Origin of the sequence: Micromonospora parva, from assembly GCF_040649675.1 — a bacterium.
Lineage (GTDB): Bacteria > Actinomycetota > Actinomycetes > Mycobacteriales > Micromonosporaceae > Micromonospora > Micromonospora parva.
This window is the reverse complement of the sequence record NZ_JBEZFX010000002.1, coordinates 546,401-567,708: the sequence shown is the minus strand read 5'-3', so window position 1 is coordinate 567,708 and position 21,308 is coordinate 546,401. Positions and strand designations below refer to the sequence as shown.

Below are 21,308 nucleotides of genomic sequence, written 5' to 3'. Positions count from 1 at the left end.
CCAGTGGACGCCCACGGCGCTTTCGGCGGCAGGGCCGACAGACCGCAACGGCCCGGGACGTTCGACCCCCTCCGGTCCGGTCCGGCGACCCTGACGACCGTCGACACCCCGCCGTAGCGTCCGAGATGGACCAGGAGAGGGAGGCCGTGATGAGGACCTGGCAGGTGGGTGACGTGATGACCCGGGAGGTCGAGACGGTGGTTGCCGACACCCCGTACCGGGAGGTCGTCGACGTGCTGTTGCGCCGCGGGGTCAGCGCGGTGCCGGTGATCGACGATTTCCGTCGGGTGCTGGGGGTGGTGTCCGAGGCCGATCTGCTGCACCGGGTCGAACGCGCCGGTGAGCCGGCGCTGCGACGGGTCTTCGAGAGCCGCCGACGGCGCGGTGCCCGGGGCAAGAGCGCGGCAGTGCTGGCCGGTGACCTGATGACCGCGCCGGCGATCACCACGAATCCGCAGGCGGCGCTGTCCGCCGCCGCCCGGCTGATGGACCGCGAACAGGTCAAGCGGCTGCCCGTGCTGGACGACCTCGGTCGGTTGGTCGGCATCGTCAGCCGTGCTGATCTGCTGCGGGTGCACCTGCGGTCGGACGCCGAGATCCGCGAGGACGTGGTGCAGGAGGTGCTCCGCCGGGTGCTCGCCGTACGGGACGGACTGGTGACCGTGGAGGTCCGTCACGGTGACGTGACGCTGGCCGGTAGGCTGGACCGCCGCTCCGCCGTGGACCTCGCCGGTCGGCTCGCGGGGCAGGTCAGTGGCGTCGTGCGGGTGATCAACGCAATCGCCTACGACGCCGACGACACGGTTCTCGACCCCGGCCAGGTGATGCCGGTCGCCTGAGCGCGGGTCGCGCGCCCGACCCCGACCGCGCGCACCGACTCCCGCTGCCGGTCGCCGCCCGGGTCGAGCGGGCCGGCCCGGCGACCCGGACTTCGTCGGACCGCCCGATGCCGGGTCGGGCGGTCACCTAGGCTCGAAAGAGGGCCGGCCTAGTGACGGGCGGTGCGCGGTGGTCGATGCGGAGGGCGTCGGTGGCTGAGGCGACGGTCGCGGTTCCGCTGTGGGCCTGGGCGGCGGTCGGCGTGGTGATCGCGGTGATGCTCGCCGTGGATGTGCTCCTGCACCGGGACAACCACGTCATCGAGCTCCGCGAGGCGGTGCTGTGGAGCGCCGTCTGGATCGGCGCGGGTCTGCTGTTCGGGCTGGTCGTCTGGTGGGGCCTCGGCGGTGACCCGGCCATCGCGTACTTCTCCGGCTACCTGCTGGAGAAGGCGCTCTCGGTGGACAACGTGTTCGTCTTCGCGCTGCTCTTCGGCTACTTCCAGGTGCCGCCGGGCTACCAGCACAAGGTGCTGTTCTGGGGTGTCGTGGGCGCGCTCGTCTTCCGGCTGCTGTTCATCCTCGCCGGTGCCGAGCTGCTGGACCGGCTCACCTGGGCCGGGTTCGTGCTGGGCGGGTTCCTGGTCTGGACCGGCTGGCGGCTGGCCGTACGCGGAAAGCCGGACGTCGACCCGGAACGCAACGTCGTGGTCCGGCTGTTCCGCAGGTTGGTGCCCACCGACGCCCGCTACCACGGCGACCGGTTCACCGCCCGGGTGGCCGGCCGGCGGGTGGCGACGCTGCTGCTGGTGGCGCTCGTCTCCATCGAGGCCACCGACGTGGTCTTCGCCATCGACTCGGTGGCGGCGATCCTCGCCATCACCACGAACACCTTCCTGGTCTGGACGGCCACCGCGTTCGCCGTCCTGGGTCTGCGCAGCCTCTACTTCTGCCTCGCCGGCCTCCTGCGGCACTTCGGCTACCTGCGGTACGGGCTCGCGCTGCTGCTGGCCTTCGCCGGGCTGAAGCTGATTCTCGCCGAGACGCCGGTGGGCAAGCTGCCGGTCTGGCTGACCCTCGCCGTGGTGGTGCTGACCCTGGCGGTCTCCATGGGCGCCAGCGTCCTGGCCGCCCGCCGCCGCGCCGACGGCTGACCCGCCGGCACCGATCCGGCCGGTCGGTGCGGCGGCGGGTCACTGAGGGGCGGGCTCGATGCGGGCGGTCACGTCGAGGTGCGCGGGCTGGCAGTGGGTCGTCGCCGCGAATCGGCGGACCGCCGCGTGCACGTGCTCGCGTACGCCGGCGGCCGGCGCGTCGGCGGTGAGGTCCACCCGGATCCACACGTCGGGGTGCGGTGCCGGGCCGGTGAGCACCACCCGGGCCCGGCGTACCCCGGGGTTGCCGCTCAGGTCGCGTACCAACGCGTCGGTGAGAACGTCGGCGGGCAGCCGGGTCCGGCCCGGCCGGCGTCCGGGATGGCTCAGCGTGCCGCGCAGCGTGCCGCCGGGGCCCCGCAGCTCCCGGGCCAGCAGGCGCTGCCCGGCCAGGGCGAACAGCGCCCCGACCACGGCCACCGCCAGGGTGCTCCACGGCGCGGCCGTCCGCCACCGGTCGACCAGATCGGCGCTGAGCAGCGCCGCCGCCGGGTCGACGCCGGGCAGGGTGCCGAGGCTGGCCGCCAGCGCCACCGCGCCGCCCGCCACCAGCAGCAGCGCGATGACGGTCCACAGCAGTCGGTGCGCGGCGTTGGTCACGCCGGCCGCCGTCGGGGCAGCAGCCGGACGTCGACCCGGGCGGGGCGGGGCGCGGTGAGCCGGTGCAACTCTTGGTGCACGGCGAACTCGATCTCCGTCCGGGCCGCCGGGTCGCCGCTCGCGCGGACCCGGGGGCGCCACTGGCCGTGGTGCCGTCGGAGCCGGGCGCGGGCGCGGCGGACGCCCGGCACCGCGGCGGCGGCGTCGGCGAGCCGGCGTTCCACACAGCGCCGGTGCAGGTACCAGCCGTCGTGCTCGTCGGCGCGCAGGCGGACCGGCGCCCAGCGGCGCAGCTGGGCGGCGAGCAGCGCCAGGCCCAGCAGGAGGCTTGCAGTGGCCACGGTGCGGACCGTGGGATCGCGCCACCGGGTGGCGCTCAGCGCGTCCCACCAGCCGGTGGTGTCCAGCGGTGCGCGGCGGTGCAGGGTGAGGAGCACCGCCTGCACGGCCGTCACCGCGCCGCCGATGAGCAGCGCGGCGCCCAGCAGCACCGACGCGATCCGGTTGGCGGTGCGCATCTCAGCCGTCCTCGGGCGCGGCGGCGCCGGCTGCGGAGGAGTCGACGCCGGGGACGAGCAGGTCGTCCACGGTGACGGTCACCACCGCCACGGTGAGCCCGGTCTGGGCGGCTACCTGGTCGGCGACCACCGTTCGGACGGTTTCGGCGATCGTCGGCACGCTGTGCCCGTACCAGGTGATCAGGTGCAGGTCGAGTCCGACGGACCGGTCATCCAGGCGGACCGCCGCCGGGCGGACCACGGACACGCCCGGCACGAGGCTGGCCGCCTGCGCCGCGATCCGCGCGACATCGGCCGCGTCGCCCGGCAAACCGGTCGTCCCGGCGGCCATCCCGGTGCCGGGGTTCGGCCCGGTGGACGGACGGGTGGTCATGGGCGTCGCCGAGCGTCGCCGCGACGGTCACCGAGCCCGGTCACCGCGAGGTCGCCGTCGAGCACCCGGACGACCAGCCAGCCGAGCAGGCCGGCGAGCACGGCGAGGGCGGCCGCGCCGGCGCCGGCGAGCGCCCAGACCGCCACGGCGAGGAACCCGGCGAGGAAGCCGAACTGCTGTCGCGACATGCGCACCTCCGGGCCGGTCCGGTACCGGCGGTCGCTGGATACACCCGGCGGCCACCCCTGGAACATCGGCACTGCTGTGATCCCGGTCACATCAGAAGTCGGTGGCCCATGATCGACCACCTAGACTCGGCCCGGCTCGACCGACCGGCGGATGGATCAGGCAGATGACGAGCACCGGGAGCGACGACCGCGGCTGGCTGCGGGCGATGCCCGCCGAGGCGGGGCACGACGCCCTGCTCAGCCGTGCCGGCCACCTGGCCCTGCCGGCACGTCGGCTCAGTGATCTGGTCCAGGGCCGGCCGGCCGGTGTCACCGGCAGCCAGTGGACCTCGGCGAGCCGCGCCAGCTTCGACTTCGTGGTCTACGCCGCCGACACCGGCCGCCCAGTCGTCGCCGTGGAGATCGGCCCGGTGCCGAGCGCCGCCTCGGCGGAACAGCGCGTGCAGCGACTCACGGACGCGGTGAGCGCCGCCGCCGGCCTGCCCGTGCTGCGGATCGGTTCGCCGACGCTACGGGCCGCCAAACACGGCCGCCGCCTGGTCGAGTACGTGATCGACGCGCGCGCGTACGCCGCGGGCGCCGGGGCCACCGTCGCCGGCACCGAGCCCGCGCCGGTGGGCTTCCGGGACATCCTGGGCCGACTGCCCGACGGGCGTACCGGGTCGGTCAACGACCTCGGCGCGCTGACCCGCGCGGCGGCCGTCGAGGCGTACGTGGCTGGGCAGGTGACCGACCCGATCGTGCGAGGGCTGCACGTGCGCTGGCTGGACGGGCCGGCCCAGGGGTGGAGCTGGGTGCAGGTACGCCCCGACGCGTGCCTCGTCGAGATGGTCTCGGTGACCGAACACCGCTTCTCCTGCGGCATCGACGCGGCCCGGCTGGCCGAGGATCTCGCCGCCGTCGCCGTGGGGGAGCGACTGCGGGAGAACGCGGTGGCGAACCTGCTGCCGCGCGCCGAGTGGACCGCGCGGATCGCCGCGCTGAGCGAGCGCCGCCACGAACTGGTCGGCGGTTTCGCCTTCGACCATCTCTGCGCCGACTGACCGCACCCGTTTCACCTGCTCTTCCCCGCCGCGTACCGGCTCCGTGTCGGGTCGCGGCAATTTCCTGTGCGTCAGTTGAACCTTCCCGGCACCCGCCCCGTACTCCTGCGCGAATGAACAGGATCTCCCCATCCGCGTCGACCGGCGCGGGAGACGGTGCGGAAAGGGCATCGTCGGCCATCGACGCATTACCGGGTGGGTCACGGTGGGTCCCTGCCGCGGCCGTGCCCCCACACATCCGTCGGTCCGCCGAGGGCAGAAATCCACTACCGGATCGAGAAGGAGAGCAATTCGATGCGCAGGTCCACTCGGGCGCGCCGGCCTTCCGGCAACGCGCGGAGCAAGCGTCTGCTGGCAGTTGTCGGCACGCTCGCGGTCTTCGGCGGAGTTGTCGCCGTGACTCAGATTTCGTCGGCCCAGGACCGGCGGACAAATAAGCCACGTCCGGCCGCCGGGCAGTGTGTGGAGCCGAGCCCGGGCGCGACCGCGCCGACCGGCGCCGGTTCGACCAGCCGAACCTGGCAGAACGGTCGGTGGGTGCGTAATCACTGGGGTGACGGACAGCAGTCGGTCCCCGAGTGTGAGGACGGCAAGGACGGCACGGTGGGCACCGGCACCGCCGTCGCCTGTCCGGATGTGGCGGCCAAACTGCCGCAGGTGCCGAACCGGGCGCGGGCCGAGGTGGACCGCAACCTCGCCCAGTTGCAGACCCAGATCGCCGAGGCGGACCGCCGGCTGGCCGCCGAGGGCAACAAGGGTGAGGCGTTCATCCGCAACGCGATCCTCCAGCCGTTGGCCGGTAAGCGCCGCGCCGTGCTGGACCGGATCACGACCGCCATCGACCGGGTCGGACCCCGGCCGCAGGGCCTGGCCCAGCTCGCCGAGTGTCAGGTGCAGCCCACCGGCAACACCGGCGGCAACAACGGCGGTGGCAGCACCCCCACCACCACGCCCGGTGGCGGTAACAACGGCGGCGGTAACAACGGCGGCGGTAACAACGGTGGTGGCACCGAGCCCGGCGCCGGGCTCGGCGTGCTCGCCAACGACTGCGACGAGAGCCGGCTCCAGCCGCACGACGGTTTCCAGAACGGCAACCGCTGCGTGAGCACCGAGTTCGGTGAGGTCGGCGCGGCGGCCAACAACCCGTCGCTGCTGATCACCCAGTTCCCCGAGCAGGTTGGCCAGAACCAGCCCTTCACCCTGCGGGTCAGCACCCGCAACCTGGTGCGGGACCGCTTCCTGGCCGCCGGTCAGGGTGGTTACTACGTGGAGAGCTCGCTGCTCAACGACCAGGGCCTGGTCCGTGGGCACTTCCACACCGCCTGCCGGATGCTGGACAGCCTGACCGCGCCGCCGGAGCCGCAGGAGGTGCCCGCGTTCTTCGTCGCGACCGAGGACGGCCGCGGTGGTGCCCAGCCCGACGAGGTGACGATCCAGATTCCGGGCCTGCCGGAGTCGGGTACCGCCCAGTGCTCCGTCTGGGCCGGTGACGGCTCGCACCGCCTGCCGATGATGGAGCGGGCCAACCAGACCCCCGCCTTCGACTCGGTGCGCATCGACGTCAACTGAGGTAGCGACGATGGCCGGCCACCCCGGGGCAACCAACCTGGGGTGGCCGGCCATCGCGTCGCAACGGGCGACCCGGACACACGACGGGGCCCCGCCGTGCTGGCGGGGCCCCGTCGTCGCGTCGCGTCAGCGGTTCTTGTACGCCTCGACAACCTCCACCGGGATCCGGCCGCGCTCGGAAATCTTGTAGCCGTTCTTGACGGCCCATTCCCGGATGGCCCGGTTCTGCTCCCGATCCATTCCCGCGCCGGCGGGTCGGCCCGGCCGTCGGACTGAACGGGCGCTCTCCACCGGACCGCGCCCGATCCGCCGACCCGCATTGATGTACGGGTCGAGCGCCTTGCGCAGGACACCGGCATTCTCGTCGGAGACATCGATCGTGTAGGCCACGCCGTCGAGACTGAACTCCACCGTCCGGTCGGCCTTCCCACCGTCGAGGTCGTCGGTCAGGACCGTGATTACTTTTCTCGCCATTGCCGATTACTCCCTGTGTGCGGCGGGATGTGTCCAAAGTCTGACCTATCACCCCGGTAATCCGCAACAATATGCCTTCCATTCATTCGGCGCGTCGCGATTCCGTTACAGAGCAAAACCGTGAATCGGTCCGATGACCGGGCTTCATTCCCCGAGGACCCCGGCGTGACCGGCGACGGCGGCGGCCTCGGCCCGGTTGGACACTCGCAACTTTCGCAGCAACGCGGCGGTCATACGTTTCACCGTCCGTTCCGAGACGTGCAGTTCTTCGGCGATGTCGACGGTGCTGCGGCCGGCGGCGATCGCCCGCAGCAGCCGCCGTTCCTCACTGTCGAGGTCGACCGACGGGAAGCGCGTGGGCGGCAGCAGAGTGCGCAGCAGTTCGGCCGGCAGCACCGCCCAGCCGTCGAGGATGGCCAGCAGCGGGGGCAGCAGCTCCTCCGGTTCGCTGGTCTTGGGCAGGAAACCCTCGGCGCCGGCCCGCAGCGCCTCCACCGCCGACTCGGGAGCGGCGGAACCGGACATCGCCACCACCCGTACCCGAGGGGTGGTCCGCCGGATCGCCGCCACCGCACGGACGCCGCCGGGCGCGGGCATGTGCAGGTCGACGAGGGCCAGGTCGGGGCGGCAGCCGGCGACGAGAGCCGCCGCCGCGGCGGCGTCGCCGGTGGAGGCGACCACCTCGGCGCGGCCGTTGCTGGTGATCGGGAGCAGCAACTCCAGGCCGCGGACGAAAAGGGGGTGATCGTCCACGACAACGAGTCGCAAGGTGGAGCTTCCCGGCATGTCTGGGCCGTTCCCCAGCGGGTACCGATCATGCGGGTTCGCACCGAACGAGGGGAGTCGGGTGGATGCGCGCACGGCACGGTTTGCGGGACCTGCTGCGAGGGTTGCGCCCCATCGCGCCGACACCCGCCGAGCGGCGAGCGGCGGAGGCTGATTCGGAGTTGCTGCTGCGGGTGTTGTGCCACGAGTTCCGGACGCCGGTGAGCACCCTGACCTCGTTGACCCGCGCTCTGGCCGACGAGCGTCGCGAGCTGACCAGTGCCGATCGGCGGGCGATCACCGAGCTGGCCCGCGACCAGGCCGCACACCTGCAGAGTCTGCTGCGCGACGCGACCGCCGGCACCGGCGCGCTGGCGCTGGCCGCGCAGCCGGAGCCGGTCGTCGCGCTGGCGGGCATCCTGCGGGAGGCCGCCGCGTTGGTGCCGGCCGGTCGGCGGCGGGCACGGGCCACCCGGCGGGCCGCCTCCTGCCCGGTGCCGGCCGGACGCACTCGACAGGTGCTGGTCAACCTGGTGCAGAACGCGTTGCGGCACGGGCCGCCCAACGGGCAGGTCGGGCTCTACGCCACGGTGCGCGGTCCCGGCGTGAGCATCCTGGTCACCGACGAGGGCAGGGTCGACGACGCGCTGCTGGTCGCGCTGCGGCGTCCGACGCCGGCCGTCGGGATGTCCGGTCTGGGCCTGTGGATCGCGCGGCAGCTCGTCGCGACCGACGGGGGAGCGCTGCGGGCGCACCGGCTGCGGCCCCGTGGAGTGGCGCTGGAGGTGCTGCTGCCGGTGGCCCGCCCGCTGGGCTGACCCGGGCGGGCCACCGGTTGGCCCGCTCGGGTCAGCCCAGCGGGAACGGCCTCGCTACCTGTTTCCGGTACCGAGGAGGTCGGATGTTCAGTCACGTCAAGGATCTGCAGTTCGAGGCCAAACCAGACGGCCCGGACGCGGCGTTCGCCCGTCGGCTGCAGGAGGTGCTGGGCGGCAAGTGGGGCGAGATGACAGTCGCCAACCAGTACCTCTTCCAGGGTTGGAACTGCCGGCTGCCCGGCAAGTACAAGGATCTGTTGCTCGATGTCGGCACCGAGGAGATGGGCCACGTCGAGATGATCGTCACGATGATCACCCGGCTCTTGGACAATGCGCCGCTGTCGCTGACCGAGGGGATCGCGGAGGACCCCGGTGGTGCGGCGACCTACGCCGGCGAGAATCCGGCGCACTTCATCCATGGCGGTGGTGGTGCCCTGCCCGCCGACTCCAACGGGGTGCCCTGGAGCGGCGCGTTCGTCACCGCCAGCGGCAACCTGTTGGCCGACTTCCAGCTCAACGTCACCGCCGAGGCGCAGGGTCGGCTCCAGGTCGCCCGGTTGTTCCACATGACCGACGACCCGGGTGTCAAGCAGATGCTGCGCTTCCTGCTGGCCCGCGACACGATGCACCAGAACATGTGGCTGGCGGCGATCGAGCAGCTCAAGGAGGACGGGCTGGAGGAGATGCCGGTGCCGGAGGCGTTCCCGGACTCGGGCGAGTTCACCGAGGAGTACGGCTACACCTATCTGGGTTTCTCCTCGGGCACCGACGCCGCCCAGGGGCGCTGGGCGTCCGGGCCATCGCCCGACGGCAAGGGCGAGTTCCGGTACGACGACAACCCACGCGCGAACGCGCCGGAGCCGGTGCTGCCGCCGGGTGACCCCCGCCTGTACGGCACCAATCCGGGGGTGGCCGGCTCGGTGGTGAACACGGTGAAGAGCAAGCTCACCTGAGGTGTCCCGTCGGGTCGCCCACCGGTCCTGGGCGACCCGACGGAACCGGCCGGGGAAGTGGTCTGGGTCACAGATCGGAACAAGGGGAACGCTTTGTTACTTGAGTGAGACACGCTCAACTCAACGCGAGGTGTTCGATGGCAACTCTTCCGGTACTTCCCCTGACCGACGCCGTGCTGCTGCCCGGCATGGTCATCCCGGTGACCCTCGACCCCACCACCCAGGCCGCGATCGACGCGGCGCGGGCGACCGGCGACCGCAAGCTGCTGGCCGTGCCGCGCATCGACGGCGAGTACGGGCCGGTCGGCGTGGTCGCCACCATCGAGAAGGTCGGCCGGCTGCCCGAGGGTGAGCCCGCCGCCGTCATCCGAGGCCTGTCCCGGGCCCGGATCGGGTCCGGCGTGCCCGGCCCCGGCGCCGCCCTCTGGGTCGAGGCGACCGAACTCGACGAACCCGCCTACGCCGGTCGGGCCCGTGAACTCGCCCGCGAGTACCGCGCCCTGGTGACCTCCGTGCTCCAGCAGCGGGGCGCCTGGCAGGTCATCGACGCGGTGGAGCGGATGACCGACCTCTCCGAGCTGGCCGACTCGGCCGGTTACGCGCCCTGGCTGACGCTGGAGCAGAAGACCGAGCTGCTCGCCGCGCCGGACGTCACCGCCCGGCTGGAGCTGCTGGTCGGCTGGGTGAAGGACTACCTGGCCGAGCAGGAGGTCACCGAGCAGATCAACAGTGACGTCCGCGAGGGGCTGGAGAAGTCCCAGCGCGAGTTCCTGCTGCGTCAGCAGCTCGCCGCGATCCGCAAGGAACTGGGCGAGGACGAGCCGGACGGCTCCGCCGACTACCGGTCCCGGGTCGAGTCCGCCGAGCTGCCGGAGAAGGTCCGCGAGGCGGCCATGCGCGAGGTCGGCAAGCTGGAGCGGGCCAGTGACGCCTCCCCGGAGGCGGGCTGGATCCGTACCTGGCTGGACACCGTGCTCGAGATGCCGTGGGGCACCCGTACCGAGGACAACACCGACCTGGCCGCGGCCCGGGCGGTGCTCGACGCCGACCACGCCGGTCTGTCCGACGTGAAGGACCGCATCCTGGAGTACCTGGCGGTGCGCAACCGGCGGGCCGAGCGCAACCTCGGCGTGGTCGGCGGTCGTGGCTCCGGCGCGGTACTCGCCCTCGCCGGCCCTCCCGGGGTCGGCAAGACCAGCCTCGGCGAGTCCGTGGCGCGGGCGCTCGGGCGCAACTTCGTCCGGGTCTCGCTCGGCGGCGTCCGCGACGAGGCGGAGATCCGCGGGCACCGGCGCACCTACGTGGGGGCGCTGCCCGGCCGGATCGTCCGCGCGCTGCGCGAGGCCGGCTCGATGAACCCGGTCGTGCTCCTCGACGAGGTCGACAAGCTGGCCGCCGGCTACGCCGGTGACCCCGCCGCCGCCCTGCTGGAGGTGCTCGACCCGGCCCAGAACCACACCTTCCGGGACCACTACCTGGAGGTCGATCTGGACCTGTCCGACGTGCTCTTCCTGGCCACCGCCAACGTGGTGGACGCCATCCCCGGCCCGCTGCTGGACCGGATGGAGCTGGTCATGCTGGACGGGTACACCGAGGACGAGAAGGTCTCCATCGCCCGCGACCACCTGCTGCCCCGGCAGCGGGAGCGGGCCGGGTTGACCGCCGAGGAGGTGACGGTCGCCGACGAGGCGCTCGCGCTGATCGCGGGGGAGTACACCCGGGAGGCCGGCGTGCGGCAGCTCGAACGGGCCCTGGCCAAGATCCTGCGCAAGGTGACGGTGACCCTGGCGACCGACCCCACGCCGGTACGCGTCGACACCGGCAACCTCACCGGCTACCTGGGGCGGCCGAAGTTCACCCCGGAGTCGGCCGAGCGCACCGCGGTGCCCGGCGTGGCCACCGGCCTGGCCGTCACGGGTGCCGGTGGTGACGTGCTCTTCATCGAGGCGACCAGCATGGAGGGCGAGCCGGGGCTGACCCTGACCGGCCAGCTCGGTGACGTGATGAAGGAGTCGGCGCACATCGCGCTCTCCTACCTGCGCTCCAACGGGCGGCGGCTCGGCATCGACCCGAACGCCCTCGCGGGACGCCGGATCCACGTCCACTTCCCGGCGGGCGCGGTGCCCAAGGACGGTCCGAGCGCCGGCATCACCATGGTCACGGCCCTGGCGTCGCTGGTCACCGGGCGCCCGGTCCGCCCCGAGTTCGGGATGACCGGTGAGGTGACGCTCTCCGGTCGGGTGCTGCCGATCGGTGGGGTGAAGCAGAAGCTGCTCGCCGCGCACCGGGCCGGTCTCACCGAAGTGATCATCCCGGCGCGCAACGAACCGGACCTGGACGACCTGCCGACCGAGGTGCGCGAGGCGCTGACCGTGCACACCCTGGCCGACGTGGCCGACGTGCTCGCTCTGGCGCTGCGCCCGGCCGACGTGAAGACGCTGGACGGTCCGGCGCTCTTCACGGTCTGACGTACCAGGCGACAGGCCCCCGCCGCTCACGAGACGGCGGGGGCCTGTCGCTGTGCCCGGGTCCCGGAGGACCGTACTGTCGTGCTTGAGACGTCAACTACCTCTCCGCCGTAGGGCGGTCCCCCGGAGGAAACCCCTGTGAACATGGTGCTGTGGATCGTTCAGATCCTGCTCGCTGCCATCTTTGGCGGTATCGGCGTGGTCAAGCTGACCCAACCCAAGGAGAAGCTGCACGAGACGATGGGCTGGACGAAGGCCGCCACGCCGATCCAGGTCAAGGCCATCGGCGCCCTGGAACTGCTGGCCGCCATCGGGCTGCTGCTGCCCGCCCTCACCGGCATCGCCACGGTGCTCACCCCGCTCGCCGCGCTCGGGCTGGTCATCATCATGATCGGCGGCACCGTGGTGCACCTGCACGGGGTGCGGACGGCCACCGTGCCGGAGCGGCGCACGGTGGAGATCCAGGGCATCGTGACGTGCGTGGTGCTGCTCGTCCTCGCCGCGCTTGTGGCCTGGGGCCGCTTCGGGCCGTACCCCCTCTGACCCGCAGCGCCGGCGACCGTCCCACCCGGACGGTCGCCGGCGGCGTTCTCCGCGCTCGTCGGAGCCCGCACCCGTGCCCCCTGCGGGCCGCTGATCGGCTATAGGGTCGGCCTCCGCACAGTGTTCATCACGGGGAGACGCATGGAAGCGAACGCCAACACGCCCGGTGCCCTGCCGCCGACGGTGCCGCACCGGCCGGAACCAGCGGGCCGAGGGCTGGGACGACGGGCCCTGTTCGCCGGCGGAGCCGGCGCTGCGGTCGTGGCGACGCTTGCCACACCGGCCAGAGCCGAGCCGACGACGGTACGGGAGGGCGCGCTCAGCCTGCGTGACCCCCGGGTCGGCTGCCTGCTCGACGGCAGTGACGAGGCGGCGAAGGTCGAGGTCGCGCTGAAGCTGCTGCCGCAGGAGGGTGGGGAGATCTTCCAGCCGGTGGGCCGACTCGGCCTCGGATCGGAGGTCACCTTCCCGACCAGCCTGACCTGGACCGGGGAGAACATCGGCGCGGCGATCATCCAACCGGCCCCGGGTTACACCGGTCGCCTGGTCTCGTCGGGCATCTACAACCAGATCTCGAACGTGCACTTCTACGGCAGACGCACGTCGGGGGTGCTGCTGACCATCCGTGCCCCTCGGTCGACCTTCCACCACCTGCACTTCAGCAACTCGGGCAGCCACGCCATCGAGTTCGTCGGCACGGCCGAGGCCACCAGCGCCCACGCGAACAAGATCACCGACATCAACGTCGAGGACTGCGTCGGCATCGGCATCTTCGTGAACGCCTGGGCCTACGACAACGAGTTCCTCAATGTCTGGATCGGTGAGTGCGCGACCGGCCTACGACTGCACGACGGTGCCTGCTTCTTCGACAACCTGCACGTCTGGGGATGCGTCGGCAACGGCGTTGAACTGCGGAACAGCGGGCACCGGAACACGTTCCAGAACGTCTACCTCGAGTCGAACGGCACCGGCGGCACCGGGAACGGAGTCGACCTCTGGCAGGTTTGGGGCAACCAGTTCATCGGTGGCCGCCTGTGGCGTAACGCCTCGAACGGCATCGGTGTCTTCTCGTCCGGGCGTACCCGGATCATGGGTCTGGAGATCCACGAGAACGGTGAGAGCGGGATCCGTGGCGGCGACTCCGGCCTGTGCCAGGTGATCGGCAACCAGATCTACTCCGATTCGACGACCACCCGCCGGCAGGACCGGCCGATCGTCACCGTCGGCACGAGCGACAACTGGATCATCAGCAACAACGTGATGCGCGCCTTCGACCACGCGGCGGGCGGTGCCTCGCTGGTCGGCGGCAAGAACGTGGTCACCGGCAACATCGAGTAGAGCCGGTGGGGCGGCGCGGTCACCGCCCCACCGTTCGCACTCCCGTCGCGCGTCGCCGGCGACCGTCGTACCCCGGCGGTCGCCGACGACGCGCTCAGCGCTCGTCGCCGCCGCGGTCCCGGCGTACGGTGGCCTTGCGGCCCTTGATGGTGCTCTGCCGCAACCCGGAGATCACCTCGTCGGCCACCCCCTGCGGCACCTCCACCAGCGAGAACCGGTCGGCGATCTCGATCGAACCGATGTCGCGGCCACGGATGCCGGTCTCCCCGGTGATCGCGCCGACCAGGTCCTGCGGGCGCACCCCGGCCCGTCGGCCCAGACCGACGAAGACCTGGACGGTGTTGCCGCCGCCGGAGCGCGGCCGACCCCCGCCCCGCCGGTCGCCGCCCCGGCCGCCGGACTCCGGACGACCCTCGCGCGGGCCGCGCACCGGAACCTGCGGGATCTCCTCCTCGTCGTCGGAACCCGGCGACGTCACCTCGTGGGCCAGCTTCACCGCGGCGAGGGCGACCTCCATCAGGTCGAACTCGTCGGTCAGCGTCTCCACGATCACCCGGTACGGGTCGAGGTCGTCCTCCAGCAGGCTCTCGCGCAGGGCCGCCTGGGTCAGCTCCAACCGGCGGGTCCGCATGTCCGCCACGGTGGGGATCTTGTCGATGGTGATCCGCTGGCCGGTGACCCGCTCGATGGTCTTGAGCATCCGGTGCTCGCGCGGCTCGGCGAGGGTGATCGCCACGCCCTCGCGGCCGGCCCGACCCACCCGACCGATCCGGTGCACGTACGACTCGGGGGCCGACGGCACGTCGTAGTTGACGACGTGGGTCAGCTGCTCGACGTCCAGCCCCCGGGCCGCCACGTCGGTGGCCACCAGCAGGTCGGCGGTGCCCGCCCGCAGCCGGCCCATGACCCGGTCGCGCTGCTCCTGGCTCATGCCACCGTGCAGCGCCTCGGAGCGGTAACCCCGGCCGTTCATCGTCTCGGTCAGCCGGTCGACCTCTTCGCGGCTGCGGCAGAACACGATCGCCGCGGTCGGGGACTCCACGTCCAACACCCGGCCCAGCGCGGCCGGCTTGTGCGCCCGGGTCACGATGTACGCGCTCTGCCGCACCCGGGGCGCCTCACCGGCGACCGGCTGCTCCCGGCCGATCTCGATCCGGACCGGCTCGCGCAGGTGCTGGCGGGCCATCCCGTCGATGCGCGACGGCATGGTGGCCGAGAAGAGCACCGTCTGACGTTGCGCCGGGGCGTGCTCCAGGATCGCCTCGATGTCCTCGGCGAAACCCATGTCGAGCATCTCGTCGGCCTCGTCGAGCACCACCGTGGCCAACCCACCGAGGCGCAGGGTGCCCCGGGCGATGTGGTCGAGGGCCCGCCCGGGGGTGGCCACCACCACGTCGACGCCGCTGTCCAGTGCCCGCAGCTGGCGCCCGATCGGCTGCCCACCGTAGATCGGCAGCACCCGCGCGCCGAGGTCCTTGCCGTAGCGGTGGAACGCCTCGGAGACCTGCACCGCCAGCTCCCGGGTCGGCACCAGCACCAGCGCCACCGGGTCACCACCCTGGCGGTGTGCCGCCATGAGGTTCAGCAGCGGCAGCGCGAACGCCGCCGTCTTGCCGGTGCCGGTGGCCGCCTGACCCAGCAGGTCCCGACCTTCCAACAGCGGTGGGATAGCCTCCCGTTGGATGGGGGTCGGCTCCTCGTACCCGAGGGCGGCGAGCGCGCCCAGCAGTTCGGTGCGCAGCCCGAGCTCGGTGAAGGCGCTCACCTCGTCGGTGCCGTCGGGGGTGGCGTCAGTCGGTGCGTCGTGCTGTGCAGGTGCGGAACTCATGCGCCAAGCCTTTCATCACGCCGTCCGGGCCGTTGCGGCGACTGCCACAAGAACTGTCTCCGGGCCCGTGCTGTGCCCGTTCCCCGGTCCCGGCGGCGGCCTCGGTCAGCCGTCCGTGGTCAGGATGGCCAGCACCATCACCGCGGCGAGGGCCACGTCGAGCACCATGCAGAACTCGGTGTAGCCGCGCGGCACGACCCGGGCGCGGCGGTGGTGCGCCAGGTCCCAACCGGCGTGCGCCAACCAACCGAACGCCACCAACCAGGCGGCGGTCCGCCCGCCGACCACGACCGCGGCCAGTGTCACAGCGACCCAGCCGGCCAGACCGGCGAGTTGGGTGGCGAGCACCCCCGGCCCGCCCAGCGTGCCACGGACCGCCCCGATCAGCAGGTAGCCGCCGGGCAGCACCAGCATCGTCCACGGGCTGAGCACGGTCGGGTCGACCCACATGTCAACTGTCATCAGCAGCGCCAACCCGGTCGGCCAGCGGTGGGCGAGCGCCACCACGGCCGGGTGCCGGCGGACCGGCGCCGACGTCTCGTGTCGGTGCCGGACCGCCACCAGCACCATCGCCGGGATCATCAGCAGGTGACCGCCGAGGACCATGGCGTCGGCACCGATCAGGCCGGCCCGGAACGGCACGAGCAGCAGCAGGAACGGGACGTACATCGCGGCTGCCATCTCGCCGACCGCCAGCCAGCGGTGCGCCCGGTAGCGCATCACCACCGTCATCCCGACTGTCATGTTCGTGGCCATCACCAATGCGGCGACCTCCGGCCGGGCCAACGTGCCGCCGACGCCCAGAGCGGTGCCGGCCAGCTCCCACAACGGCGCGAGCAGCAGCATCCCGGCGACCATGGCCAGCGCCATCTCGCCCAGGTGCCACAGCAGTCGCCGCCGGCTGTGGGCCGCTGCCGCGCTGGTCGGCGTCGGGCCCGGAGGCGTCGGGTCGTCGGTGGGCAGCGGCGCTGGTGACGGTACGGCGGTGACGCTGTCCGCGTACATCCTGGTGTTTTCCATGCCTCGACCCTGCCGGTGTCACCGGGGTGGGCGGCAGACCCGTTCGTCACGGGAAAACCGTGCGGATTCCACGGTTCGACAGTGACGATTCGCCGGGGTGGAGCAGGCGCGCGGCGGTCCTAGGATCGGTGCGTGTCGAGCGAGGCGGTGACTCCCCGGGCGGACCGCCGGCTGCGCCGCGCCCGGCAGGCGACGCTGGTGTCGCTGGCCACCGGCGTCTGGGCGAGCGTCCTGCTACCGGCGGTCGGCCTGACCCGCGAGCCCGACCCGGGCCGGGTGGCGCTCGGCGCGGCCGGCATTCTCGCCTTCGTTGTCGCCCAGACCGTCGTGCTGTACACGGCGGTGACGCCGTGGCTCGACCGGCGCTGGCGGCGTCGGGCCGAGCTGAGCCTGGTCGGGGTGGCGGTACTGACCGTTCCGTTGGTGGGTCCGGTGGCGGCCGGCAGCTGGCCGACCTGGGCCTGGCTCGGTGCGGCGCTGATCGGCATGACGCCGCTGCTGGTGCGGTGGCGGGCCGCCCTGGCGGTGACGGCCGGTGTGCTGGCGGTGACGGTCGCGGTGGCCTGGTGCACGGGTGGTTCCGTCCCGCGCCACCTCGGCGTGACCGGTGGGATCGGCGTGGCCGTCGCCGCCGTCAACGGGTTCCAGGTCTGGTTCTGGGACCTGCTCGTGGAGGCCCGGCAGGGCCAGGCCGCGCAGGCTCGGCTGGCCGCGGCCGAGGAGCGGTTGCGCTTCGCCCGCGACGTGCACGACGTGCTGGGGCACCGGCTCACGGTGATCGCGTTGAAGGCCGAACTCGCCGCCCGGCTCGCCCCGGTCGACCCGCAACGGGCCGGGCGGGAGGCCGCCGAGGTGCAACGGTTGGCCGCCTCCGCGCTGAGCGAGGTGCGCGAGACAGTGCACGGCTACCGGGCCGTCGACCTCGACGAACAGCTCACCGCCGTGGTGGGGGTGCTGCGCTCCTGCGGGGTGCGGTGCACGGTGGTGCCGCCACCGACGGACCTGCCGCAACCGGCCGCCGTCGAGTTGGCGGCGGTGCTGCGCGAGGCGAGCACCAACGTGCTGCGGCACAGTCGGGCCGACTGGTGCCGGATCCGCATCGACTGGGAGGATGACGTGGCCAGGATGACAGTGGCCAACGACGGTGCCGACGACAGCGGCCCGGACGCGCACAGCCACGGCCTGCGGGGGCTGGCCGACCGACTCGCCGCCGCCGGGGGAGAGTTGCGGGTACGCCGGGAGGATGCGATCTTCACCCTCGAAGCCACAGTGCCGGCGCGGTCGTGATCCGCGTCCTGCTCGCCGACGACGAGGAGCTGATCCGGGTCGCCGTCGCCGCGCTGCTCGACCTGGAACCGGACGTCGAGGTGGTGGCACACGCCGCCGACGGCCCGGCAGCCGTCAGCGCGGCGCTGGCGCACCGCCCGGACGTGGCGGTGGTGGACCTGGAGATGCCGGGCCTGGACGGCATCGCGGTGGCCGCCGAGCTGACCCGGGTCCGGCCTGACTGCGCGGTGGTCGTGCTGACCGGGCACGGCCGGCCCGGGCACCTGCGCCAGGCGTTGACCGCTGGCGCCCGAGGGTTCCTGCCCAAGGGCGCGCCGGGTGGGGCGCTCGCCGACGTGATCCGCCGAGTGCACGCCGGAGGTCGCTACGTCGACCCGTCGTTGGCCGCCGACGCGCTGACCCTGCCCCCGTGCCCGCTGACCCCACGGGAACTGGAGACCCTGCGGTTGGCCGAGGTCGGCGCCCCGGTCGCGGTGATCGCCCGCCGGGTGCACCTGTCCACCGGCACCGTGCGCAACCACCTCTCCGCCGCCGTGCAGAAGCTCGGCGCTGCCGACCGGGCCGAAGCGGTCCGCACCGCCCGGGACAACGGCTGGCTCTGAGTATCGGCCGGCTGTCAAGATGGGCAAATGCCCAGGAAAGTCGCAGCGGGTCCGGTCGACCCGGTGCGTTCCAGTGCCGTCGAGCTCTTCTTCGACCTTGTCTTCATCTTCACCCTCGGCCGGCTGTCGGCGACCCTGGTCGAGGAGCCCAGCCTGCTCGCCGACGCGCAGGCCGTGATCTTCCTGCTCGCCTTCTGGTGGATCTGGTACAACACCAACCTGGCCACCGACAGCCTCGACTGCGAACGACCCACGGTGCAGATTCTGATCATCTGCGTGATGCTCGGCAGTCTGCTGATGTCCATCAACGTTCCGGACGCCTTCGGTGACCAGGCCTTCGTCTTCGTCAGCGCGTACCTCGGGATCCACCTCGGCCGTACCCTGGTCATGGCCCTCTACCTGCGCGGCACCCCGGCCTGGCGTCGGCCGGTCCGGGGAATCGTCTGGTATCTGCTGTCCGGGACGGTCTGGTTCGCCGGAGCCGCGGCCGACGGCGACGACGCCCGGGTCGTGCTGTGGGCGTGCGCGCTGGCGATCGACTACTCGGGGCCGGTCCTGGGGTGGCCGGTTCCGGGGCTCGGCCGGGCGCGGGCCACCGAGTGGCACCTCTCGGGCGAACACCTCAACGAGCGGTACCGGCAGTTCATCATCCTGGCCCTCGGCGAGACGATCCTGGCCACCGGCAACTTCTACCGGCTGTCGACGCGGGACCTGGCGGACACCACCGCGTTCCTGCTCACCTTCTGGACGGTGGTCTTTCTCTGGTGGACCTACTTCTACCGCACCACGAGCAGCCTCGCCGTGAAGATCGACACCGCCGTCGACCCGTACCGGCTCAACCTGCGGGCGAGCTACACCCATCTGGTGATGGTGGCGGGCATCCTGCTCACCGGCATCGGCGGCGAGTTGATGCTCAAGGAGCCCGGCGGGCAGCGCTCGGCCGGCAACGTCGTGGCGATCCTGATCGGGCCACTGACCTTCCTCGTCGGGCGGATGATCTTCGAGATCTGGGTGTTCGGCCGCCTGACGAGGCACTGCCTCGCGGCCGTGGCGGCGTGCCTGATCCTGAGCCCCGTGGCGGCGCGACTCCCGCCGCTGGCGGTCGGCCTGCTGGGCGCGGCCACCATCACCGTCGTCGCCATCTTCGACCTGACCCACCGGGCCCGGATCGCGGGTGAGGTCAACCCGGTGCCGGACGGGGACCGTTCCCGTCGTCACGCGGTGTGACGCGGCGGCCCGCTGCCCATCCGGGGAGGGCGGCCTGGGCACTGCGGCTAGCGTGGGCGCGTGCGTACGGTGGAACTGCTCTGCTCACCCGGTCTGGAGGTCGCGGTCCGGGCGGTCTGGGGCCGGCTGGCGGCCGCCGGGCTGCCCAGCCTGGACCGCAACGTCCACCCCACCAACCGGCCGCACCTCACCCTCGCCGCCGTCGACGAGTTCCCGCCGGGGGTCGAGCACCGCTTGGCCGAGATGTTCGACGCCACGCTGCCGGTGCCGGTGACCCTCGACCGGGTGGTCGTTCTCGACGGCAGCGCCCCACTGGTCTGGCTGGTCCAACCCAACCCGGCGCTGACCGCGCTGCACGCCGCCGTCTGGGATGTTCTCGCCGAGGCTGAGGGGCAGCGTCCGTGGCACGCTCCCGGCGCGTGGGTGCCGCACCTGAGCCTGGCCCTGCGGTTCCGCAACGCGGACCTGCGGCTGGCCCGCGCCGTCGCCGGTGGACAGCGTCCGACGGGCGCCTTCGCCGCCGCCCGCAGCTACGACGGCACGGACCGGTCGGTGACAGCGCTGACCCGGCTCCGCTGACGCAAGCGCCGTACCGTCCGGGCGGGCCTCAGTTGCTGCCCCCACCGCCATCGCCGTCTCCGCTGAACTCGCCGCCACCGCTGCCGCCCGCACCGCCGGCGTAGCCGTGACGGCCGTCGTTGAAGGGCAAATCGCCACGAATGCCGGGTGGTTTGGGCCGCTTGCCCGGCCCTGCGAGGTGTTGCAGGCAGACCCGGTCGGAAACCGGGAAACACTCGCCACGGCCTCCGCAGTCCGCGAGGTAACGGTTGCCATTGTGGATGTGCAGTTCTTGGTCCACCCGGAACAACAGCGGAAGGCTGTCCGAGCCGCCCCCCTCGTCCCGGCGGCCGTGCCTGAGCGTGGAGAGCAGAAGGGAACGGCGACTGTCGTCGGTCGTGTCGTCGCTTGTCGCCGACCCTGGCCGGTGCTGCGGGGGGCGCCCGAACGCGGTGTCGCAGAACGTGGCGTAGTCCTGCGCATGCAGGGTCAGCTGCTGCCACAGATCGTCCACCACCACCGACGGCATCGACAGCTTCGCGCCCGGCTGGCGGGCGATGATCCGGAACCACTGCCGGGTCGCGGTTTCGACGAGAGCGATGTCTTCGTCGCTGAGCTGGGGATGCCGGTTTCGTAGATGCTGACGCCCGCTGGCGGGAAACCGCAGATCGGACACGGCGCGGAGTCGGCGAGGGTTGCGGTCGCTGCTGAACTTCGTCCAGATCATGCGGTTACTTCCATCCGCCCGGGGGTGCAGGCGCTAGGGCCCCGACTTGCCGAAGTGGCGCCGCGGCTCCTTCAGGGTAGGGGCAGTAGGCAAACCGACGCTGCTGTCGAAGGCCCCGCCCCGGTTGCCCAGCGGATTGAGGCCGCGCCGGTCAACGCAAGCGTCGACGCCGAGAAGGCGTCCCTATTGCGGATTGCCTGGACAAATACGACACGTTCACGTAATCCTCAACCGAAAGCACAGTATTGACTGTGATGGATTTTGTGGCCGTGATTGCCGGCTGGTTGACGGGTGGATTCACCCGCCATGACAGGCTCGTCGTCAGTGACCGTGGATCTCCTGTCAGGCGTGGCCGGCGGACGGAAGCGTCGTTCGATGGTGGAGTCCGGCGGCGTCCATGATGGACGGCCAACGAGCCGGACGGCGTGGGCGGCAAA

The 21,308-nt window shown here is 72.2% G+C and carries 22 protein-coding genes; 13 read left to right on the top strand and 9 right to left on the bottom strand.

Annotated features, from left to right (window positions below; all coding sequences use genetic code 11):
• Nucleotides 1-149: 149 nt before the first annotated feature.
• Both AB0C03_RS07830 and AB0C03_RS07825 read left to right on the top strand, forming a co-directional pair.
• Nucleotides 150-839: a CBS domain-containing protein gene (locus tag AB0C03_RS07830; RefSeq protein WP_030337890.1), complete on the top strand. Its 690-nt coding sequence runs from the start codon at nt 150-152 to the stop codon at nt 837-839.
• A gap of 176 nt (nt 840-1,015) precedes the next feature.
• Complete coding sequence (locus AB0C03_RS07825) at nt 1,016-1,972, top strand: TerC/Alx family metal homeostasis membrane protein (protein ID WP_036412683.1); 957 nt, start codon at nt 1,016-1,018, stop codon at nt 1,970-1,972.
• 39 nt (nt 1,973-2,011) lie between these two features.
• Here the strand turns inward: AB0C03_RS07825 and AB0C03_RS07820 are convergent, their stop codons facing one another.
• The 4 genes from AB0C03_RS07820 to AB0C03_RS07805 are packed head-to-tail and all read right to left on the bottom strand — an operon-like array spanning nt 2,012 to nt 3,651.
• Nucleotides 2,012-2,572 (bottom strand): hypothetical protein, encoded by a 561-nt coding sequence (locus AB0C03_RS07820; RefSeq protein WP_357635360.1) that lies wholly within the window; start codon nt 2,570-2,572, stop codon nt 2,012-2,014.
• On the bottom strand, nt 2,569-3,090 hold the full coding sequence (locus tag AB0C03_RS07815) for a DUF6286 domain-containing protein (RefSeq protein WP_357635357.1): 522 nt from the start codon (nt 3,088-3,090) through the stop codon (nt 2,569-2,571). The genes AB0C03_RS07820 and AB0C03_RS07815 overlap by 4 nt, the downstream gene beginning before the upstream one ends.
• A 1-nt stretch (nt 3,091) precedes the next feature.
• Nucleotides 3,092-3,463 (bottom strand): Asp23/Gls24 family envelope stress response protein, encoded by a 372-nt coding sequence (locus tag AB0C03_RS07810; RefSeq protein ID WP_210865885.1) that lies wholly within the window; start codon nt 3,461-3,463, stop codon nt 3,092-3,094.
• A complete protein-coding gene (locus AB0C03_RS07805) occupies nt 3,460-3,651 on the bottom strand; it encodes a hypothetical protein (RefSeq protein WP_156058020.1) in 192 nt (63 codons plus the stop codon). The genes AB0C03_RS07810 and AB0C03_RS07805 overlap by 4 nt, the downstream gene beginning before the upstream one ends.
• A 164-nt stretch (nt 3,652-3,815) precedes the next feature.
• Between AB0C03_RS07805 and AB0C03_RS07800 the strand changes: the two genes are divergently transcribed.
• Both AB0C03_RS07800 and AB0C03_RS07795 read left to right on the top strand, forming a co-directional pair.
• Nucleotides 3,816-4,694: a PDDEXK family nuclease gene (locus AB0C03_RS07800; protein WP_357635352.1), complete on the top strand. Its 879-nt coding sequence runs from the start codon at nt 3,816-3,818 to the stop codon at nt 4,692-4,694.
• Nucleotides 4,695-4,988: 294 nt separating this feature from the next.
• Complete coding sequence (locus AB0C03_RS07795; protein WP_030337883.1) at nt 4,989-6,263, top strand: hypothetical protein; 1,275 nt, start codon at nt 4,989-4,991, stop codon at nt 6,261-6,263.
• A 126-nt stretch (nt 6,264-6,389) separates the two neighbouring features.
• Here the strand turns inward: AB0C03_RS07795 and AB0C03_RS07790 are convergent, their stop codons facing one another.
• Together AB0C03_RS07790 and AB0C03_RS07785 are read right to left on the bottom strand one after the other, a co-directional pair.
• Nucleotides 6,390-6,737, bottom strand: coding sequence for a histone-like nucleoid-structuring protein Lsr2 (locus AB0C03_RS07790; RefSeq protein WP_030337882.1), 348 nt, complete (start codon nt 6,735-6,737; stop codon nt 6,390-6,392).
• Between the two features lie 144 nt (nt 6,738-6,881).
• A complete protein-coding gene (locus tag AB0C03_RS07785; RefSeq protein ID WP_245233783.1) occupies nt 6,882-7,490 on the bottom strand; it encodes a response regulator in 609 nt (202 codons plus the stop codon).
• Between the two features lie 98 nt (nt 7,491-7,588).
• On the opposite strand from AB0C03_RS07785, the gene AB0C03_RS07780 reads away from it, so the two are divergent.
• The 5 genes from AB0C03_RS07780 to AB0C03_RS07760 all read left to right on the top strand — a co-directional run bounded on the left by AB0C03_RS07780 (nt 7,589) and on the right by AB0C03_RS07760 (nt 13,622).
• The gene (locus tag AB0C03_RS07780) at nt 7,589-8,320 is read left to right on the top strand and encodes a sensor histidine kinase (protein WP_051708888.1); all 732 of its coding nucleotides are present in this window, start codon (nt 7,589-7,591) and stop codon (nt 8,318-8,320) included.
• An 83-nt stretch (nt 8,321-8,403) separates the two neighbouring features.
• Nucleotides 8,404-9,273 (top strand): manganese catalase, encoded by an 870-nt coding sequence (locus AB0C03_RS07775; protein WP_030337879.1) that lies wholly within the window; start codon nt 8,404-8,406, stop codon nt 9,271-9,273.
• A 137-nt stretch (nt 9,274-9,410) separates the two neighbouring features.
• Nucleotides 9,411-11,741 carry an endopeptidase La gene (gene lon, locus AB0C03_RS07770; RefSeq protein WP_210865880.1) on the top strand — a complete coding sequence of 777 codons (2,331 nt, stop codon included), beginning with the start codon at nt 9,411-9,413 and terminating at the stop codon, nt 11,739-11,741.
• 144 nt (nt 11,742-11,885) lie between these two features.
• Nucleotides 11,886-12,284, top strand: a complete 399-nt coding sequence (locus tag AB0C03_RS07765) for a DoxX family protein (RefSeq protein ID WP_247676006.1) — start codon at nt 11,886-11,888, stop codon at nt 12,282-12,284.
• A 141-nt stretch (nt 12,285-12,425) separates the two neighbouring features.
• Nucleotides 12,426-13,622, top strand: coding sequence for a right-handed parallel beta-helix repeat-containing protein (locus tag AB0C03_RS07760; protein ID WP_357635345.1), 1,197 nt, complete (start codon nt 12,426-12,428; stop codon nt 13,620-13,622).
• Nucleotides 13,623-13,716: 94 nt separating this feature from the next.
• On the opposite strand, the gene AB0C03_RS07755 is transcribed toward AB0C03_RS07760, so the two are convergent.
• Both AB0C03_RS07755 and AB0C03_RS07750 read right to left on the bottom strand, forming a co-directional pair.
• Nucleotides 13,717-15,450 carry a DEAD/DEAH box helicase gene (locus tag AB0C03_RS07755; protein ID WP_030337875.1) on the bottom strand — a complete coding sequence of 578 codons (1,734 nt, stop codon included), beginning with the start codon at nt 15,448-15,450 and terminating at the stop codon, nt 13,717-13,719.
• Nucleotides 15,451-15,555: 105 nt separating this feature from the next.
• On the bottom strand, nt 15,556-16,470 hold the full coding sequence (locus AB0C03_RS07750) for a hypothetical protein (RefSeq protein ID WP_210860747.1): 915 nt from the start codon (nt 16,468-16,470) through the stop codon (nt 15,556-15,558).
• Nucleotides 16,471-16,602: 132 nt separating this feature from the next.
• Between AB0C03_RS07750 and AB0C03_RS07745 the strand changes: the two genes are divergently transcribed.
• Genes AB0C03_RS07745 through AB0C03_RS07730 form a run of 4 tightly spaced genes read left to right on the top strand, consistent with a single transcriptional unit; the run spans nt 16,603 to nt 20,165 of the window.
• Nucleotides 16,603-17,757 carry a sensor histidine kinase gene (locus tag AB0C03_RS07745; protein ID WP_030337873.1) on the top strand — a complete coding sequence of 385 codons (1,155 nt, stop codon included), beginning with the start codon at nt 16,603-16,605 and terminating at the stop codon, nt 17,755-17,757.
• Nucleotides 17,754-18,359: a response regulator transcription factor gene (locus AB0C03_RS07740; RefSeq protein WP_030337872.1), complete on the top strand. Its 606-nt coding sequence runs from the start codon at nt 17,754-17,756 to the stop codon at nt 18,357-18,359. The genes AB0C03_RS07745 and AB0C03_RS07740 overlap by 4 nt, the downstream gene beginning before the upstream one ends.
• Before the next feature lie 27 nt (nt 18,360-18,386).
• Entirely contained in the window at nt 18,387-19,586 is a 1,200-nt protein-coding gene (locus tag AB0C03_RS07735; protein WP_081884184.1) for a low temperature requirement protein A, read from the top strand.
• A 60-nt stretch (nt 19,587-19,646) separates the two neighbouring features.
• Entirely contained in the window at nt 19,647-20,165 is a 519-nt protein-coding gene (locus AB0C03_RS07730; RefSeq protein ID WP_030337870.1) for a 2'-5' RNA ligase family protein, read from the top strand.
• A gap of 28 nt (nt 20,166-20,193) precedes the next feature.
• Here the strand turns inward: AB0C03_RS07730 and AB0C03_RS07725 are convergent, their stop codons facing one another.
• Nucleotides 20,194-20,871, bottom strand: a complete 678-nt coding sequence (locus AB0C03_RS07725; protein ID WP_357635336.1) for a UCP032817 domain-containing protein — start codon at nt 20,869-20,871, stop codon at nt 20,194-20,196.
• Between the last annotated feature and the right edge of the window lie 437 nt (nt 20,872-21,308).

Excerpts from the sequence above, each read along its gene's own strand:
- AB0C03_RS07830 (WP_030337890.1), top strand. The coding sequence starts at position 150 with ATGAGGACCTGGCAGGTGGGTGACGTGATGACCCGGGAGGTCGAGACG.
- AB0C03_RS07825 (WP_036412683.1), top strand. The coding sequence starts at position 1,016 with ATGCGGAGGGCGTCGGTGGCTGAGGCGACGGTCGCGGTTCCGCTGTGG.
- AB0C03_RS07815 (WP_357635357.1), bottom strand. The coding sequence starts at position 3,090 with ATGCGCACCGCCAACCGGATCGCGTCGGTGCTGCTGGGCGCCGCGCTG.
- AB0C03_RS07810 (WP_210865885.1), bottom strand. The coding sequence starts at position 3,463 with ATGACCACCCGTCCGTCCACCGGGCCGAACCCCGGCACCGGGATGGCC.
- AB0C03_RS07805 (WP_156058020.1), bottom strand. The coding sequence starts at position 3,651 with ATGTCGCGACAGCAGTTCGGCTTCCTCGCCGGGTTCCTCGCCGTGGCG.
- AB0C03_RS07800 (WP_357635352.1), top strand. The coding sequence starts at position 3,816 with ATGACGAGCACCGGGAGCGACGACCGCGGCTGGCTGCGGGCGATGCCC.
- AB0C03_RS07795 (WP_030337883.1), top strand. The coding sequence starts at position 4,989 with ATGCGCAGGTCCACTCGGGCGCGCCGGCCTTCCGGCAACGCGCGGAGC.
- AB0C03_RS07790 (WP_030337882.1), bottom strand. The coding sequence starts at position 6,737 with ATGGCGAGAAAAGTAATCACGGTCCTGACCGACGACCTCGACGGTGGG.
- AB0C03_RS07780 (WP_051708888.1), top strand. The coding sequence starts at position 7,589 with ATGCGCGCACGGCACGGTTTGCGGGACCTGCTGCGAGGGTTGCGCCCC.
- AB0C03_RS07775 (WP_030337879.1), top strand. The coding sequence starts at position 8,404 with ATGTTCAGTCACGTCAAGGATCTGCAGTTCGAGGCCAAACCAGACGGC.
- lon (WP_210865880.1), top strand. The coding sequence starts at position 9,411 with ATGGCAACTCTTCCGGTACTTCCCCTGACCGACGCCGTGCTGCTGCCC.
- AB0C03_RS07765 (WP_247676006.1), top strand. The coding sequence starts at position 11,886 with ATGGTGCTGTGGATCGTTCAGATCCTGCTCGCTGCCATCTTTGGCGGT.
- AB0C03_RS07760 (WP_357635345.1), top strand. The coding sequence starts at position 12,426 with ATGGAAGCGAACGCCAACACGCCCGGTGCCCTGCCGCCGACGGTGCCG.
- AB0C03_RS07755 (WP_030337875.1), bottom strand. The coding sequence starts at position 15,450 with ATGAGTTCCGCACCTGCACAGCACGACGCACCGACTGACGCCACCCCC.
- AB0C03_RS07750 (WP_210860747.1), bottom strand. The coding sequence starts at position 16,470 with ATGGAAAACACCAGGATGTACGCGGACAGCGTCACCGCCGTACCGTCA.
- AB0C03_RS07735 (WP_081884184.1), top strand. The coding sequence starts at position 18,387 with ATGCCCAGGAAAGTCGCAGCGGGTCCGGTCGACCCGGTGCGTTCCAGT.
- AB0C03_RS07725 (WP_357635336.1), bottom strand. The coding sequence starts at position 20,871 with ATGATCTGGACGAAGTTCAGCAGCGACCGCAACCCTCGCCGACTCCGC.